We start from the raw sequence: 16818 nt of genomic DNA on the forward strand, positions 1-16818 counted from the left end.
TCCGACATCTGATGAACTGCTGGGAAATCGCCTCACGGCGGAGACCAGTCGAGACCGTCGACACCCCAGCACACGAGCAGCCATCCCCACTGCAGAGCGAGGCAGAACACGACGATCGCGACGCGGTAGATCCTGCTCTTCGGCTGCGCGATCGCCCCGGCCAGCGGCGACATCGGCGCCAGCAGCCGAAACGTGCTCGACTGCGGGAAGAACACCGCGAGCAGGTACAGCGCGTACGAGAGCGACCAGAAGCGAAGGTCGACGCCGAGTCGGCGCACAGACGGGGCGAACATCCAGATGCCGAAAAGTGCGAGCACCGTCACCAGCGTGATGTAGCCGAGCCACGGCGAGGTCTGCAGGAACAGCCCGAACCACCAGTCCGCCGCCTGCACCCACGGGGTGAAGGGCATCAGATGCACATAGCCGATGTAGTCGGCGCGCCACGACAGCTCGGTCGCGGTGTAGGCATCCAGAACGCCGGTGACCAAGCCCGCGATCGCCGGCCACGCGATGCCCGAGACGCCGGCGACGGCCATGACGATGATGGATGCCACCCGCTCGCGCACCGCGAAACCGTCGCGTCGCCGCACCACCCAGCGATACACCACGTGAAAGCCCATCGCGAGGGCGAAGGCGAGCCCGCTGGGGCGCGTGAAAGCCATCACCAGAACGGGCGCGAGCATCCACCAGTACTGGCGTTTCAGCAGCAGGTAGAGCGCCAGCATGAGGAAGAACAGGTACATCGACTCGGCGTACGCCAGCTGGAAGAGCGGCGAGGTGGGGCCTGCGCAGAAGATCACGGTCGCGAACAGGCTCGTCGAGCCCGGCAGGCGCAGGGCCATGAGCCGGTAGAACACGAGGGCCGCGCCCAGCCCGAACCCGAACGAGACCAGCACGGCGGCCGGCGACCAGGGCAGGAACGTGACGGTCATGACGACGCGCACCAGGAACGGGTAGGCGGGCAGGAACGCCCACGCGTTCTGCTGCACGGTGCCGTCGGCCCCGATGGGCAGGGACTTCGGGTAGCCGGCCTCGGCGACGATGTCGTACCACCGGCCGTCCCAGATGGAGGCGTAGTCGAAGTACCCGGGATGCGCCCCCGTCCACGGGTTGGGGCCCTGCACGCTCGCCAGCACGAGCAGCATCACGGTGCTCACCAGCCGCGCGAGCAGGTACACGACGATGACCTTCACCCACCACGGAGTGAGGCGATAACGCAGGCGGATCGCGAGCATTCTCGATCCCGTCGCCCGGTAACCGGTGTCGGTGCCCGTCACAGCGTCGTCGTCACCGTGTCGAAAGTCACTGCGTCGAAAGTCACTGGGCCGTGAGCCAGCGACGCAGCCCCTGCTCGCAGGCCACGATCTCCGACAGCGCCACCCGCTCGTCGTCCGCGTGCGCCTTCAGCGGGTCGCCCGGGCCGTAGTTGACGGCGGGGATGCCGAGCGCGGCGAAGCGTGCGACATCCGTCCAGCCGTACTTCGGCTTGGCCGTCGCTCCCACCGCGGCGAGGAACTCCTGCGCGAACGGCGTGTCGAGCCCGGGCCTCGCACCCTCGGCGAGGTCGACGACCGTGACGTGGTGCTCACCGAACAGGTCACGCACGATCTGCACCGCTTCCTCGCCCGACCTGCTGGGCGCGAACCGGTAGTTCACGTGCACGACGCATTCGTCGGGGATGACGTTCGTGGCCACTCCCCCGCTGATCATCACGGCGTTCAGCGCCTCGCGGTACACGAGCCCGTCCACGTGCACCTCGCGCGGGGTATAGCGGGCGAGGGTCTCCAGAATGGGCGCCGCCTTGTGGATGGCGTTGTCACCCACCCAGGGCCTGGCCGCGTGCGCGCGAAGGCCGGTGGTGCGCACGTCGACGCGGAGCGTCCCGTTGCAGCCGCCCTCGACCTCGCCGCCGCTCGGCTCGCCGAGGATCGCGAAGTCGGCCTCGAGCAGGTCGGGTCGCTCGACCGAGAGCCGGCGGAGCCCGTTCAGATCGGAGGAGACCTCCTCGTTGTCGTACCAGAGCCACGTGATGTCGTAGCGCGGATCCACCAGCTGCGGTGCCAGTGCCAGTTGCACGGCCACACCCGCCTTCATGTCGACCGTGCCGCGTCCCCACAGGTAATCGACCCCGGCCAGCGTCTCGAACCGGGTGGGCAGGTTGTCGTTCACCGGAACGGTGTCGATGTGACCGGCGATGGCGACCCGCTTCTCGCGCCCCAGGTGCGTGCGGGCGACGATGTTGTTGCCGACGCGGGTCACCTCGAGGTGGTCGACTGCGCGAACGGCGTGCTCGATGGCATCCGCCAGCTGCTGCTCGTTCCCCGAGACGGATTCGATATCGCAGATGGCGCGGGTGAGGTCGACAGGGCCGGCCGTGAGGTCCAGAGGCACCCCACTAATCTAGAGCCATGCCCGCCGCCTCCCCTGATGCCGCCATGCCCGCCGCCTCGGCCGAGCCGACCCACGCGTGGGGATACGGCCTGGTCACCGTCGCCGGCGACGGCACCGTGCTCGACACCTGGTACCCGCAGCCACGGCTGGGTCGTCTGCCCGCTGGACGGGAGCCGTGGATCGTTCCGGCGGAGCTCGAGGCGGCGAGCGGTGAGGATGCCCGCCGCAACGTGCGCGTGGACGCGCGTGCGATCGAGATCGACCTGGCGGCACCGATCGGCAGCACACCGGATGCGTACCTGCGGCTGCACCTGCTCTCCCACCTTCTGGTCGCCCCGAACACGATCGACCTAGACGGGCTCTTCGCCCACCTACCGATCGTGGCGTGGACCAGTGCAGGGCCGATGCATCCTGACGACTACGCGCGCCTGCGTCCGTCGCTGCAGCGCGCGGGCATCCAGGCCGGCGGCATCGACAAGTTCCCCCGCCTCCTCGACTACGTCGTGCCCGACCGGGTGCGGATCGCGGATGCCTCACGTGTGCGCCTCGGCGCCCACCTCTCCCCCGGCACCACGGTGATGCACGAGGGCTTCGTCAACTACAACGCCGGCACCATGGGCGCCTCGATGGTCGAGGGACGCGTGTCGCAGGGCGTCGTCGTGGGCGAGGGCTCCGACATCGGCGGCGGCGCCTCCATCATGGGCACGCTCTCCGGCGGCGGTACGCAGCGCGTCTCGATCGGCGAGCGCTCACTGCTGGGCGCGAACAGCGGGGTAGGCATCTCGATCGGCGACGACTGCATCGTAGAAGCAGGTCTCTACGTGATGCCCGGAACCAAGGTCGTGCTCGTCGGATCCTCTCCGGATGCCTCCGGGCGGCCGCAAACGGTCAAGGCGCTTGAGCTCTCGGGAGTGCCGAATCTGCTGTTCCGCCGCAACTCTCTGACCGGTGCTGTCGAGGTGCTGCAGCGTCGCGGCGAGGGCATCCGTCTCAACGCGACGCTGCACGCCTGATTCGGGCCTCGCTCACCAGACCGCCTTGTTGGCGGCGTTCGCAGGAGTTGCCCTTCTGGGAGCGGATCCACTCGAGAACCTTCTCGGCCGCGGCCAAGTGCGCCGACTTCACGTCTAGCCGGCCAGATGTGCTCCACCATCAGACTCGATCACGGTTCCGGTGATGTTGGGGTTGGTCGCGAGGAGCACGAGGGCTTGGGCGACGTCATCTGCGGTAGCGATCCGCTTGGTGGGAAGGCTTGCAGCGACCTGAGCAAACAGCCCTTCGCGATCGGCGTCCGGAACCATACTCCACCACGGGGTGTCTACGTAGCCGGGCGAGACAGCATCGACGCGAACGGGCGCGAGTTCGGCCGCCAGCGGCGCGACCAGACCTTCCACTGCCGCGTTGAGCGCACCGATGCCGGCCGTACCGGGAAGGCCGGCGCGAGCGGTGATCGCCCCGACGAGCGTGACTGAACCCAAGCGGTCAAGGTACGGGAGCGCTGCCTTGATTGCAGTGACGGTGGGCCAGAACTTCTCATCGAACGCGCTGCGCAACACGTCGAGCTCAAGGTCGGCAAGCGATCCCGCACCCTTGTTGCCGCTGAGAGTGATGACGAGGCGGTCGATGCTGCCGAGCTCGGCAGCCAGGTCCCCGACGGCTTGCGCGTCGCCTGCGTCGACGGTATGCGGCTGCAACGCGGGATGCGCCTGCACCACCGACGCGAGTGTCTGGGCGCGGCGGCCGGCGATGTGAACGGAATCTCCGAGTTCCGCGAGGCGGATAGCGGCGGCCAGGCCGATACCGGAGCTGCCGCCAATGACGAGGGTGGTGGGCATGAGATTCCTTTCACGAGACGTTTCGGTTCGCATTTACGATAACAGAGAAACGAACCGGAGCGTCTCGTATTTGCTAGCATCGGCTGTATGACGCAGACCGAGCCAGTGCGCCGGGGTCCGAAACGTAACGAACGGGCCCGGTTGGCCATCCTGACCGCCTCGTTCGATTTGACCCAGGAAGTCGGCTATCGCGGCTTGACGATCGAGGGGATCGCAGCCCGCGCGGGCGTGGGCAAGCAGACGGTCTACCGATGGTGGCCGACCAAGGCCGACGTGCTTCTGGAAGCAGGCGCCCTGAAAGCGGATCTAGGTGTCTCAACCGCCGATTGCGGGTCGTATCGCGGTGACCTGGAGCAGTTCCTGCGCGACTCATTCGCACTCTTGGCGTTCCCCGGAGTCGCCGGGCTCCTGCGCAGCCTGATGGCTGAGGCACAGATCGACCCGGATTTCGCGGTGCGCTTTCGCGAAGGTTTCCTGGATCGGCGCCGGAGCGCCCTCATCGGGCTCCTCGATCGCGCTCGGGCGCGCGGAGATGCACCTGGCGACCTCCCTGCCGATCTGCTCGCCGATGTCGTCTTCGGTGTGATCTGGTACCGCCTGCTCGCAACAGAGCGTCCGCTGAGTGCCACCGATCTCGCACCACTGCTCGACCTTCTCTCTCCCGCTCGACAGGAGGCTGCGGCTGCGTCGAGGCCGGCTTCTACGTGATTCCGGGAGGTGGCGCGGGAGCGGAGGCCGCGCTGGTCGCGTCCGTTCCGCCCCGTCGTTCTGGCCCCCGATAGCATGGCCGCGGGGAGCAACACGAAGGAGTGATGTGGGCACCGATGCACCGCGCCTGACCCGCCGGCATCCGTTCTGGCGGTTTCTGGGCATTCTGCTCGCCATCGTCGTGACGCTGGCCGTCATCGCCGCCGTGCTCGGCTTCTGGACCGTCACCCGCTCGTTCCCGCAGACCACCGGCAGTATCTCGATCCCCGGTCTGAAGGCTCAGGTGGAGGTGCGACGCGACGACGCGGGCATCCCGCAGATCACGGCATCCAGCACGCACGACCTGTTCCTGGCGGAGGGCTATGTGCACGCACAGGACCGATTCTGGGAGATGGACTTCCGCCGGCACGTCACGGCAGGGCGCCTCAGCGAGCTCTTCGGCAAGAGCCAGATCGGCACCGACGAATTCATCCGCACGCTCGGCTGGCGGCGCGTCGCCGAGCAGGAGGTCAAGAACCTCGACCCCACCTCGCTCTCCTACTACCAGGCGTATGCAGACGGCGTGAACGCGTATCTGAAAGACCACAAGGGCGCCGACATCTCGCTCGAGTACGCCGTGCTGGGACTGCAGACACCGGGATACACGCCGGAGAAGTGGACGCCGGTCGACTCCGTCTCGTGGCTCAAGGCGATGGCGTGGGACCTGCGCTCCAACCTCGAAGACGAGCTCGACCGCGCGCTGCTGGCGACGAAGCTCTCTCCCGACCAGATCGCACAGCTGCATCCGCAGTATCCGTACTCGTCGCATCCGACCATCACGGATGCCGGCGGGGGCGACGCCACACTGGTCGACCCGACCGATTCCACCGCCTCCGCAGCCGCGCTGCTCGGCTCAGGGTCATCGGGCACGAGCGCGGATGCCGCTGCACACGACATCGCGACGCTCGCGTCCCAGGTGCAGGCATCCGCCGCCGAGGTGCCGGCGCTGCTCGGGATCAACAGCGACGACATCGGATCCAACTCGTGGGTCGTCGCCGGATCCCACACGGCGACGGGCAAGCCGCTGCTGTCGAACGACCCCCACCTTGGACCTGCCGCGCCGAGCATCTGGTATCAGGTCGGCCTGCACTGCGCGCACGTGAGCGCATCCTGCCCGTTCGACGTCGCAGGGTTCAGCTTCTCGGGGCTGCCCGGCGTGGTGATCGGGCACAACGACCACATCGCCTGGGGGTTCACGAACCTCGGCCCCGACGTCACAGACCTGTACCTGGAGAAGCTGAGCGGGAAGGGCTACGAGTACGACGGACAGGTGCTGCCGTTCACCACCCGCGACGAGACGATCAAGGTCGCCGGCGGCAAGCCGGTGACCATCACGGTGCGCTCCACCGTCCACGGCCCGATCGTCTCCGGAGGCGACTACGACACCATCGTGAAGAGCCATGAGAAGCCGGCCGGCGACGCTCCAGGCGGCAAGTATGCGCTGTCGCTGCAGTGGACCGCGCTCACTCCTGGCACGACGGCCGAGTCCATCTTCACCCTCGACAGGGCTACCGACTGGCAAGGTTTCCGCGACGCTGCCCGCCAATTCGACGTGCCAGCACAGAACCTGCTCTACGCCGACACGAAGGGGAACATCGGCTACCAGGCGCCGGGGGTGATCCCGATCCGCAAGCAGGGCGACGGCACGACCATCACCCCGGGGTGGTCGAGCGCGTACGGCTGGAGCGGCTACATCCCGTTCGATCAGTTGCCCAGCGTGTACAACCCGGCGCGAGGGTTCATCGTCACGGCCAACAACGCCGCCGTCGGACCGGACTTCCCGGTGAACCTCACAAAGGACTGGGATGCCGGCTACCGCGCCGACCGCATCACCGCGCACCTCGAGAAGCTGATCTCCTCGGGCACGAAGATCACCTCGGCCGCCATGTCGAAGATCGACGCGGATACCTACGACGCCAATGCCGCCGCCCTGGTCCCCATATTGAAGAGCATCTCGCTCGACCACGGAACCCAGCGGGCCGTCGACCTGCTCGATCATTGGAACTACCGCGACGACGAAGACAGCGCAGCTGCCGCCTACTTCAACATCTTCTGGCGCAACCTGCTGCACGATGCGTTCGCCCGCAAGCTTCCCGCCGGCGCTGCACCGGTGGGCGGCGACCGCTGGTTCCAGGTCGTCGACAGCCTCGCCAAAGACAAGGACTCCCCATGGTGGGTCGACGACGGCCTCGGCGTAGGCGACCGAGACGAGATGTTCGCGTACGCGGCCGATCAGGCATACCACGAGGCCGTGAAGCTCATGGGGCCGGAGATGTCCGATTGGAAGTGGGGAGACATCCACACGCTCGAGGTCACGAATCAGAGTTTCGGCGAGTCCGGCATCGCACCGATCGAGTGGCTGTTCAACCGGGGACCGTACAAGCTGGGCGGCGCGTCATCGGTGGTGGATGCCGTCGGCTGGGACGCCTCGCAGGGCTACCAGGTGAACTGGGTGCCCTCGATGCGCCAGGTGATCGATCTGAGCGACTTCGACCGTTCCACTTGGATCAACCTCACAGGCGACTCCGGACACGCGTTCAACCCGCACTACGTGGACCAGACGCCGCTCTGGCAGCACAACAAGACCCGTCCGTGGGCGTTCAGTGCGGATGCCATCGCGAAGTCGACGCAGGACACGCTGACGCTGATGCCTGCCGCTTAGTCTCGCCGCGTTGTCCGCGGGCGGTGGTCCCCCGCTGCCCGTCCCAGCCTCATCCGAGATGAAATACGTCGAGCATGTCTCAGTAGATGCGGCTCCGCTCTGGCATCCCCGCCCTTTCTGAGACACACTCGCCGCGCATGTCGCAGATCCTGCGGAATCCGCTGCGGGGACCAGCAAGAACTGAGACATATTGTTCCGCGCTCATCGCAAATCGGGACGCCAACCTCTCTCGATCAGCGCTTCCCTCACTTTCGCGACGGCCACGCCTTCTTCGGGTCGCAGATGGTGGCTGAGGATGCGCACGTGGCGCCACCCCAACGCACGGATGTCATCCCAGCGGTCGGCATCACGCGCGAACTGGTTCTCGTCGAACGCGTGCGTGCGCCCATCGTGCTCGACGGCAACGCGGTACCGCGGATACGCGAGGTCGAGCCGCGCAACAAACCGGCCCTCGGGAGTGCGCAGATCGATATTCAGCTCCGGGTCGGGCAAGCCGTTGCGTGTAAGCAGAAGCCTCAGGTATGTCTCCTCGGCGGTCTCGGCGCCCACGCGGATCTCGTCGAGCGCCCGCGTGAGCACGCCGCCCGTGACATCCCCCGCGTACTCGACTTCCCGGCGAAGTTCCTCGATGGTGGCGAGCCTCCTTCGAGGAAGCACAAGGAAGTCGCCGGCGGCGACGACGTCGTCGAGCTGCCACAGCGAGCCGGCCTGCCGCCACAGCCGAGCAGGATGTTCTATGGGCACGCCCTGGACCTTCCACCTGGCCGGGCGTCGCTCTTGCAGCCGGTGGCCGACGGTGGCCGACTACGCCTTCGCGGCGCGGCTTCGCGGCAGGGCGTCGTGCCGAGACATGCAACGCGCGTTCGTCTTCTTCCGTGTACGGCAGTGGTACACCGAGCAGCGCGAGTCCGGTGTCGTGGCTCACGAACTGGTGGCCGGTGAGTGCAGGCGCGACCTGTTCGGTGCGACGGAGGAGTTCTTTGCAGAGCCGCTCCATTCGCTCAGATGCGGTCTCCTTCTCCGGCCGTCGTGGAGCACCCACTCGAACAGCGCGGACGCCGCGCGTCGGTGCGATCAGGTCCCCCGCTCGCAGTCGTGACATCGACACCCCTGAGCGCACCGCCTCAGCGACGGCGAACGGACGACTCTGCAATTCCGGGGGCAACGGCTGTGCTCGACTCACAGAACCACTACGCCACATGAACGGCGCTCGGTTCGTCCCGGGGAGACCGAACTGTGGAGAACCTTCGGGAAGCGTCTCCTGTGGACGAGTGCCGATGGCCCGGGCGGGAGCGGCGGGACTGCTGCGACCGTTGTCGCGGCACCGCTCACCGGCTGAGACCCGATGCCGTTGGCACGACCGGCAAGCTCTCGTGAAGGCATGTCTCAGAAGACGCCGGCTCGGGTCGCTCACGGCACAGGTTCTGAGACACATCACGGGAACAAGTCTCAGAACCTGCCGGTAGAGGCGCGCCTGAGCCGCAATTAGTGAGACATGCCTGCGGCGGCCGGCGGTGTGCTCAGCGCTCTGCCGGGTAGTCCCGCTCCGGCTCGCCGACGTAGAGCTGCTGGGGGCGGCCGATCTTCGTGGCTGGGTCGGTGTTCAGCTCTCGCCAGTGTGCGATCCATCCCGGCAGGCGGCCGATCGCGAACAGCACGGTGAACATGCGCGTCGGGAAGCCCATCGCCTTGTAGATGACCCCGGTGTAGAAGTCCACGTTGGGATAGAGCTTGCGCTGGCTGAAGTAGTCGTCGTCGAGCGCGATCTGCTCCAGCTCCTTCGCGATGTCGAGCAGCGGGTCGTGCACGCCGAGGTCTTGCAGAACGGCATCCGCGCTCTCCTTGACCAGCTTGGCGCGCGGATCGTAGTTCTTGTACACCCGGTGGCCGAAGCCCATCAGGCGCACGCCGTCTTCCTTGTTCTTCACCCGCTCGACGTAGCGGTGCACGCTCTCGCCCGAGTCGCGGATTCGCGCAAGCATGTCGAGCACTGCTTCATTCGCGCCGCCGTGCAGAGGCCCGTAGAGCGCGTTGATGCCGGCCGAAATCGAGGCGAACAGGTTCGCCTGGGTCGATCCCACGAGACGAACCGTCGAGGTGGATGCGTTCTGCTCGTGATCCGCGTGCAGGATCAGCAGGCGCTCCAGCGCCTTCGACACCGTGGGATTGACCTCATACGGCTCGGCGAGCGTGCCGAAGTTGAGCCGCAGGAAGTTGTCGACGAAGCTCAGCGAGTTGTCCGGGTAGAGGAAGGCCTGCCCGAGGCTCTTCTTGTGCGCGTACGCGGCGATCACCGGCAGCTTGGCCAGCAGCCGGATGGTCGAGAGCTCCACAGCCTCCGGGTCGCTGATGCTGAGCGAGTCCTGGTAGAACGTGCCGAGCGCTGAGACGGCGCTGGAAAGCACCGACATGGGATGCGCATCGTGCGGCAGCGCGCCGAAGAAGCTGCGCAGGTCCTCGTGCAGGAGGGTGTGACGGCGGATGCGCTCGTCGAAGTTGCCGAGTTCGTCCGCGGTCGGCAGTTCGCCGTGGATGAGCAGCCAGGCCACCTCGAGGAACGTGGAGTTCGCGGCGAGTTGCTCGATCGGATACCCGCGGTAACGCAGGATGCCCGCCTCGCCGTCGATGAACGTGATCTCCGAGCGCGTGGCTGCGGTGTTCACGAAGCCGTAGTCGAGCGAGGTGAAGCCGGTCTGCTTAGCGAGCGTCGAGATGTCGATGCTCGAGGCTCCGTCGACGCTGGGCAGGATCGGGAACTCGGCTGTACCGCCCGGGTACGTCAGAGTGGCTCGCGTGTCGCCGTCCCCTCCGTCGTGACCACCTGCGTTCACTCGAGCCTCCTCACAAGCACTGCCAAAGATCGTGCCAGTACAGCCTACGGGCAAAGGTGGTCCACTGTCGTACCCCCCAATGACCGCCCGCTTCGGTGCAGTGAAACCGAAAATCGGTCGGCCGGATGCCTGAACTGATAGGGATTTACAGCGCCGCGAGCCGTTCCGCTGCCGCAGCGATCCGCTCGTCGGTGGCCGTGAGCGAGAATCGCACGTGCTGCGGGAAAAAGTCGCCGTAGAACACGCCGGGGCCGGCCAGGACGCCCACCTCGGCCAGCCTGCCCATGGTGGTCCAGGCATCCTCTCCCGCGGTCGCCCACAGGTACAGCCCCGCCTCGCTGTGGTCGATGCGGAACCCGGATGCCTCAAGCACCGCCTTCAGCACCTCGCGCCTGCGCCGGTAGCGGTCGACCTGTTCGCGCACGGCGTCGTCGTCGCCGAGCGCAATGACCATGGCGCGCTGCAAGGGGGCGGGAAGCATCAGTCCGGCGTGCTTGCGCACCGTGAGAAGCCGCGCGATCAACGCAGGATCGCCCGCGACGAAGGCGGCCCGGTATCCGGCCATGTTGGACTGCTTGCTCAGCGAATAGACGGACAGCACACCGGAAAGGTCGTGGCCGACCACGCGCGGATCGAGGATGCTCGGCACCGGCTCGCCGGCCCAGCGCCCCTCCCAACCGAGCTCGGCATAGCACTCGTCGTTCGCGATCACCGCGCCCAGCTCACGGGCCCTCGCCACTGCATTACGCAGGAAGTCCTCGTCGAGCACGCGCCCGTCAGGGTTGCCGGGCGAGTTGAGCCAGACCAGCCGCGTGTCCTCCGGCCACTCGGCGGGATCGTCGGATGCCAGAGACGTCGCCTGCACGACCGCAGCCCCGATCGCATACGTCGGGTATGCGGCGCGCGGGTGCACGACGATGTCGCCCGGACCCAACCCGAGCAGCACGGGCAGGAGGGCGACGAGCTCCTTCGAGCCGATCGTGGGCAGCACGCTCGCGCCGGTGAGTCCCGGCACGCCCCTGCGCCGCTGAAACCACGACACGATGGCGTCGCGCAGTTCCGGGGTGCCGGCCGTCTGCGGGTAGGCGTGCGCATCCGTCGCCTGGGCCAGCGCCTGCCGCACGGCCTCCGGTGTGGGATCGACCGGGGATCCGATCGAGAGGTCGACGATGCCGCCGGGATGCCTGCGGGCGCGCTGCGCGTACGGCGCCACCAGGTCCCAGGGGTAGCCGGGCAGCTCGGGCCGGGTCACTTCCGCGATCCGCGCGTTCAGTGGTTCTGCGGGGGAAGCGCCGCCACCAGCGGGTGATCCTTCGGGATCACGCCCACCTTCGCCGCACCACCAGGGGATCCGATGTCATCGAAGAACTCCACGTTCGCGCGGTAGTAGTCGCTCCACACCTCGGGCAGGTCGTCTTCGTAGTAGATCGCCTCGACCGGGCAGACCGGCTCGCAGGCACCGCAGTCGACGCACTCGTCCGGGTGGATGTAGAGAGTGCGCTCGCCCTCATAGATGCAGTCCACCGGGCATTCATCGACGCAGGCTCTGTCTTTGACGTCCACGCACGGCAGGGCGATGACATAGGTCACGGTCCACTGGCTCCTCTCGGGCTTCTTGAGCGCCATGCCAGTCTAAGGGTGCCGCCGCGCCTCGCCGACGAGTCGCCGACATGCGACGCAACGATGCAGGGGCTCAGGTAGCCGGCCCCCTTTTGGGAGCGCCTGGCCATGCGACTGCGAGCAGCGCGATCACCACGGCGCCGGCCATCCAGATCCAACCCGGCACGCTGTTCGTGATGAGAACGGATCCGCCGAAGCTCCTCTGCGAGAGCAGGGCGATGGCGACCAGGGCACCGAGCGCGGCACAAGCCGTGTAGAGGCGTCCGTCGCTCAGGAGACGGATGCCCGCCAGCAGGCAGGCCAGCGCGAGCAACGCGACCACGATGCCCCACGGCACCTGCCACGAGCCCAGCGTTGAACTGTGCACCACGGTGCCGAGCATGCCGAACACGAGCCCGACGATGCCGAGAATCACGGCCGTGAGCGCTCGCAACAACATGGCGCCATATTACGGGCGGTGCGCACAGAAGTGAGGGGCGAGTGGACAGCCCGGCCCCTTCGCGCCTACAGTCGATCCAGGTAAGGTTAGCCTTACCGAAATCCCACCCGATTGATCCGAAGGCTCCGCTGTGCTCGCAACCCTGGTCATCGGCCTTCGCGAAGGCCTCGAGGCTGCGCTCATCGTCGGCATCATCGCCGCATTCCTCAAGCGCAACGGGGCATCGCTGAAGCCGATGTGGTTCGGTGTCGTGGCCGCGCTGGCGCTGAGCGTCGCGGTCGGATTCATCCTGCAGGCGATCGAGGCGAGCCTCCCCCAGGCCGCTCAGGAGGGCATGGAGACGATCATCGGCGCCATCGCCGTCGTCTTCGTCACCACGATGATCGTCTGGATGAAGAAGAACTCCCGCGGCCTGAAGAAGGAGCTGGAGCGGGAGGCGGCAGCGGCACTGGGCTCAGGCACGACGTGGGCGCTGGCCGGCATGGCGTTCCTCGCGGTGCTGAAGGAGGGATTCGAGACCTCCGTGTTCCTGCTGGCCACGTTCCAGGCATCCAACAGCGCCGGAGCGGCGGCCCTCGGAGCCGTGCTCGGCATCGCCGCGGCGGTCGCGATCGGCATCGGCCTCTACACCGGCGGTGTTCGGCTCAATCTCTCGCGGTTCTTCACGGTGACGGGCATCTTCCTGGTCTTCGTGGCCGCCGGTCTCGTCGTCACCACGTTGCGCACGGCGCACGAGGCGGGCTGGATCTCATTCGGGCAGCAGGCCACCGTCGACCTCTCCTGGCTCGCTCCCGCCGGATCGGTGCAGGCGGCACTCATCACCGGCGTGCTCGGCATCCCGGCCGACCCGCGCGTCGTCGAAGTGCTCGGCTGGCTGCTGTACGTGGTGCCCGTGTTGGCGTACTCGCTGTGGCCGAAGCGGTTGAAGCTCATCGGCCGCGCCGCTTCCCGGGCCATGCTCGTCTCCGCCGCCGTGTTCGGCGTCGCGGCGATCGTGCTCGCCGTCGCCGTGCCGATGGGATCCCGGCCCGAACTCCCCACGGCGGTGCCCGTCACGGGCGGCGGCACCGCGTCCTTCCACCCTCAGGGCAACTCGGCGCGGCTCGTGGTCACGAAACACGATCCCGGCACCTTCAGCCTCAGCGGACCGGAACCGGCCTCGCACGCGGGCGCGAACCGGTCCTGGACCTCCACCACGACGGCGCACCCCGCGGATCGCCCCGGTTCACTCGGCCTCGACGCGCTCGTGAAGCTGAACCGCGGTCGTATTCCGGTCGGCATCGACCCGGTGCGCGCCCCTGGCCCGTATTCCGCGTCCTGGACGACGACCACGTCCGTGACCGCGTACACCTTCGACGCCGGACTCGTGGATGCATCGAGCCAGGTACGCACGGTCGTCACGATCTCGGGCGGCGGGCTCGCGGCCCCGCGGGCGTTCGCCGTCGACGACGGGCACGGTGCGTGGTCGGTGAAGCGGGCGACCGTTGCGGCCTCGAGCGGCGCTATCGCGGCGGCACAGGCATCCGCTCGCGAGGCGGTGCTGTGGAAGCTGTGGCTCCCCCTCGTGCTCGCGATCGCGGCGATCGCACTGGCCCTGCGGGGCGTCCGCGAGCGCCGTGCGATCTCCCCGACCCCCGATTCGGGGTCGGATGCCCGCGCCGCCGCGTCGGCCGCGCCGGCGGGACCACAGACCAAGCCCGCAACGACCCCCACCGACGTCGCACGATCGACGGCGTCCTGAACACCGCTGGAGTACAACGAATGCAGCCCAGTAGCCGTCGTCGCGCCCGCGCCGGCGCGACAGCCGCCGCGGTGGTGAGCGCCACGCTCCTGCTCGCCGGGTGCGCAGCAGACGACAGCGGCGCGAAGCCGTCGGCCTCCGGTGCGTCGCACGTGAAGATCACGCTGGCGAACGACGGATCGGCGGATGCCTGCAGCATGGACCACGCCTCGGCTCCGGCCGGTCCGATCACGTTCACCGTGCACAACGAGAGCGCGACAGGCATCACCGAGGTCGAGCTGCAGAGCGATCAGCGGATCATCGGCGAGAAGGAGAACCTCGCACCGGGCCTGAAGCCGGTGAGCTTCACGCTGACCCTCGGCGGTGGCAAGTACACGCTTTACTGCCCGGGCGGCAAGAACGAGAACATCGCGTTCACCGTCACGGGCAAGGCAGCGACACAGAAGACGGGGAGCGTGCAGACGCTGCTGAAACAGGGCGCGACGGACTATGCGGGATACGTCGACGACCAGCTCGCCGGCCTCGTGCAGGGTGTCGCCAGCCTGAAGTCCGCTGTCGATTCCGGCGACGTGACCGCGGCCCAGCAGGCGTATGGGAAGGCGCGCCCGTTCTACGAGCGCATCGAGTCCGATGTCGACGGGTTCGTGCTGCCCGGCACGAAGGCCAACGACAACGCCGGCAACCTGGACTACCTGATCGACATGCGGGCATCCAACCTCGATGACGCCGTCGGGTGGCACGGCTTCCACGCCATCGAGCGAGACCTGTGGCAGAACGGTGCGATCACCGACAGCACCAAACAGCTCGCCGCCGAACTGCAGAAGAACGTCACCACGCTCGCCGGGCTCGCGAAGTCGCTGAGCTACAAGCCGGAAGATCTCGCCAACGGCGCAGCGGGACTCCTCGAAGAGGTGCAGTCGTCGAAGATCAAGGGCGAGGAGGAGGCGTACAGCCACACCGACCTCGCCGACTTCGCCGCGAACGTCGAGGGCTCGCAGCAGGCATTCGAATATCTGAAGCCCGGGCTCACGAAGATCGATTCGAGCCTCACTTCGCAGATCGCGACGCAGTTCGACAAGGTGAACGCGATGCTCGACACCTACCGCGACCCGTCGGCCGTTGGCGGCTACAAGACCTACACGGCCGAGCTCCGCGCGAGCGACGCGAACACGCTCAGCCAGGCGGTGCAGGCCCTGCAGGACCCGCTCTCCCGCCTCGCCGAGAAGGTCGCCACCGCGCAATGACCGACGACCGCGAGTCCGCCGCCGATCCCGCCGTAATGCCAGGCGAGTCCACGCCGTCGGCCGACGCGACCACCTCGCACGTGAGCCGCCGCGGCCTGTTCGCGATGGGCGCCGGCGGCCTCGCCGTGGGCGCACTGGCCGGCGTGGGCGGCACACTCGCCGCGCAGGCTCTGACGCCTAAGGATCAGGGTGAGGCGGTCGATGCGACGCTGAGCTACCCGTTCTACGGCGGCGTGCACCAGGCGGGCATCCGCACCGAGCCGCAACGGCACTGCGTCTACATGACCTTCGACGTGGATGCCGGCAGCACGGCGACGGATCTCCAGTCCCTGTTCGCGAGGTGGTCGGCCGGCATCGCACAGCTCATGCAGGGCAAGCCGGTCGGGCTCGTGCAGCCCACCCGTCCGGGCGCCGTGCCGCAGGACACCGGCGAGGCGGCCGACCTCAGCCCCAACGCCCTCACCGTCACGCTCGGACTCGGACCCGGCATCTTCGACGACCGTTTCGGGCTCACCGCGAAGAAGCCGAAGCTGCTTGGCCCCCTTCCCGAACTGCCCAGCGACAACCTGCAGGCGGGGCTCACGGGCGGCGACCTCAGCCTGCAGGCGTGCGCCGAGGATCCGCAGGTCGCTTACCACGCCATCCGCGACCTCGCCCGAATGGGCCGCGGCACAGTGAGCACCCGGTGGACCGTGATGGGCTTCGGCCGAGCCTCAGCTGGCGCAAACCAGACCACCCCTCGCAACCTGATGGGCTTCAAGGACGGCACCCGCAACATCCGCTCCGACGACGAGTATCGCGACTTCGTCTGGCTCGGCGACGACGCCGGATGGATGTCAGGAGGCAGCTACCAGGTCGCGCGCAAGATCCAGATGAACATCGAGATCTGGGATGCCGACCGCATCGGCGACCAGCAGACCGTCTTCGGCCGCAGCAAATCCGATGGCGCCCCGCTCACCGGCACGAAGGAGTTCGACACCCCGGACTTCGGCAAGACCGCCAACGGGCAGCACGTCATCGCGCAGAACTCGCACGTTGCGCTGGCCGCTCACGAGAACAACGGCGGAGTCAAGATCCTGAGGCGCTCCTACAACTACACCGACGGCATCAACCAGTTCGGGCAGTTGGATGCCGGCCTCATGTTCATCGCCTACACGAACAACCCGGGCAACTTCGTGACCCTTCAGAAGAAGCTGGGCGCGTACGACCGCCTCAACGAGTACATCTCGCACATCGGATCCGCTGTGTTCGCGGTGCCTCCAGGGCCGGAGCCGGGACACTACCTGGCGGAGAGCCTGTTCGCGTAGG

General features: G+C 67.5%; 14 protein-coding genes. 6 read left to right on the forward strand and 8 right to left on the reverse strand.

Features of this window, described 5'->3' with window-relative positions:
• Positions 1 to 32: 32 nt before the first annotated feature.
• Together ACYVII_RS09995 and dapE are read right to left on the reverse strand one after the other, a co-directional pair.
• Entirely contained in the window at positions 33 to 1277 is a 1245-nt protein-coding gene (locus ACYVII_RS09995) for a hypothetical protein (protein WP_460534467.1), read from the reverse strand.
• A 40-nt stretch (positions 1278 to 1317) separates the two neighbouring features.
• Positions 1318 to 2391 carry a succinyl-diaminopimelate desuccinylase gene (dapE, locus tag ACYVII_RS10000; RefSeq protein WP_460534469.1) on the reverse strand — a complete coding sequence of 358 codons (1074 nt, stop codon included), beginning with the start codon at positions 2389 to 2391 and terminating at the stop codon, positions 1318 to 1320.
• Between the two features lie 17 nt (positions 2392 to 2408).
• On the opposite strand from dapE, the gene dapD reads away from it, so the two are divergent.
• The gene (gene dapD, locus ACYVII_RS10005) at positions 2409 to 3404 is read left to right on the forward strand and encodes a 2,3,4,5-tetrahydropyridine-2,6-dicarboxylate N-succinyltransferase (protein ID WP_460534471.1); all 996 of its coding nucleotides are present in this window, start codon (positions 2409 to 2411) and stop codon (positions 3402 to 3404) included.
• A gap of 114 nt (positions 3405 to 3518) precedes the next feature.
• Here dapD and ACYVII_RS10010 read toward each other — a convergent pair whose 3' ends face one another.
• A complete protein-coding gene (locus ACYVII_RS10010; RefSeq protein WP_460534473.1) occupies positions 3519 to 4226 on the reverse strand; it encodes an SDR family oxidoreductase in 708 nt (235 codons plus the stop codon).
• Between the two features lie 87 nt (positions 4227 to 4313).
• Here ACYVII_RS10010 and ACYVII_RS10015 point away from each other — a divergent pair, with 87 nt between their 5' ends.
• On the forward strand, positions 4314 to 4934 hold the full coding sequence (locus tag ACYVII_RS10015) for a TetR/AcrR family transcriptional regulator (protein WP_460534475.1): 621 nt from the start codon (positions 4314 to 4316) through the stop codon (positions 4932 to 4934).
• 106 nt (positions 4935 to 5040) lie between these two features.
• On the forward strand, positions 5041 to 7635 hold the full coding sequence (locus ACYVII_RS10020) for a penicillin acylase family protein (protein ID WP_460534477.1): 2595 nt from the start codon (positions 5041 to 5043) through the stop codon (positions 7633 to 7635).
• A gap of 201 nt (positions 7636 to 7836) precedes the next feature.
• On the opposite strand, the gene ACYVII_RS10025 is transcribed toward ACYVII_RS10020, so the two are convergent.
• The 5 genes from ACYVII_RS10025 to ACYVII_RS10045 form a co-directional block, all read right to left on the reverse strand.
• Positions 7837 to 8379: a hypothetical protein gene (locus ACYVII_RS10025; protein WP_460534479.1), complete on the reverse strand. Its 543-nt coding sequence runs from the start codon at positions 8377 to 8379 to the stop codon at positions 7837 to 7839.
• Positions 8380 to 9155: 776 nt separating this feature from the next.
• Positions 9156 to 10466, reverse strand: coding sequence for a type II citrate synthase (locus ACYVII_RS10030; RefSeq protein WP_460534481.1), 1311 nt, complete (start codon positions 10464 to 10466; stop codon positions 9156 to 9158).
• Positions 10467 to 10611: 145 nt separating this feature from the next.
• Complete coding sequence (gene dapC, locus ACYVII_RS10035) at positions 10612 to 11718, reverse strand: succinyldiaminopimelate transaminase (RefSeq protein WP_460534483.1); 1107 nt, start codon at positions 11716 to 11718, stop codon at positions 10612 to 10614.
• A 17-nt stretch (positions 11719 to 11735) separates the two neighbouring features.
• Positions 11736 to 12056 (reverse strand): ferredoxin, encoded by a 321-nt coding sequence (fdxA, locus tag ACYVII_RS10040; RefSeq protein ID WP_325454634.1) that lies wholly within the window; start codon positions 12054 to 12056, stop codon positions 11736 to 11738.
• A 103-nt stretch (positions 12057 to 12159) separates the two neighbouring features.
• The gene (locus ACYVII_RS10045) at positions 12160 to 12525 is read right to left on the reverse strand and encodes a hypothetical protein (RefSeq protein ID WP_460534485.1); all 366 of its coding nucleotides are present in this window, start codon (positions 12523 to 12525) and stop codon (positions 12160 to 12162) included.
• 130 nt (positions 12526 to 12655) lie between these two features.
• Between ACYVII_RS10045 and efeU the strand changes: the two genes are divergently transcribed.
• Genes efeU through efeB form a run of 3 tightly spaced genes read left to right on the forward strand, consistent with a single transcriptional unit; the run spans position 12656 to position 16817 of the window.
• Positions 12656 to 14266 carry an FTR1 family iron permease gene (gene efeU / locus ACYVII_RS10050; RefSeq protein ID WP_460534487.1) on the forward strand — a complete coding sequence of 537 codons (1611 nt, stop codon included), beginning with the start codon at positions 12656 to 12658 and terminating at the stop codon, positions 14264 to 14266.
• A 20-nt stretch (positions 14267 to 14286) separates the two neighbouring features.
• Positions 14287 to 15510 (forward strand): EfeM/EfeO family lipoprotein, encoded by a 1224-nt coding sequence (efeO, locus tag ACYVII_RS10055; RefSeq protein ID WP_460534489.1) that lies wholly within the window; start codon positions 14287 to 14289, stop codon positions 15508 to 15510.
• Complete coding sequence (efeB, locus tag ACYVII_RS10060; protein WP_460534491.1) at positions 15507 to 16817, forward strand: Dyp-type peroxidase; 1311 nt, start codon at positions 15507 to 15509, stop codon at positions 16815 to 16817. The genes efeO and efeB overlap by 4 nt, the downstream gene beginning before the upstream one ends.
• Position 16818 lies beyond the last annotated feature (1 nt).

Source organism: Humibacter ginsengiterrae (assembly GCF_054780115.1).

What these genes read in the sequence shown, in the direction of transcription:
- ACYVII_RS10010 (WP_460534473.1), bottom strand. Translation starts at nt 4,226, where the DNA reads ATGCCCACCACCCTCGTCATTGGCGGCAGCTCCGGTATCGGCCTGGCC.
- ACYVII_RS10045 (WP_460534485.1), bottom strand. Translation starts at nt 12,525, where the DNA reads ATGTTGTTGCGAGCGCTCACGGCCGTGATTCTCGGCATCGTCGGGCTC.
- efeB (WP_460534491.1), top strand. Translation starts at nt 15,507, where the DNA reads ATGACCGACGACCGCGAGTCCGCCGCCGATCCCGCCGTAATGCCAGGC.
- efeO (WP_460534489.1), top strand. Translation starts at nt 14,287, where the DNA reads ATGCAGCCCAGTAGCCGTCGTCGCGCCCGCGCCGGCGCGACAGCCGCC.
- dapD (WP_460534471.1), top strand. Translation starts at nt 2,409, where the DNA reads ATGCCCGCCGCCTCCCCTGATGCCGCCATGCCCGCCGCCTCGGCCGAG.
- ACYVII_RS10015 (WP_460534475.1), top strand. Translation starts at nt 4,314, where the DNA reads ATGACGCAGACCGAGCCAGTGCGCCGGGGTCCGAAACGTAACGAACGG.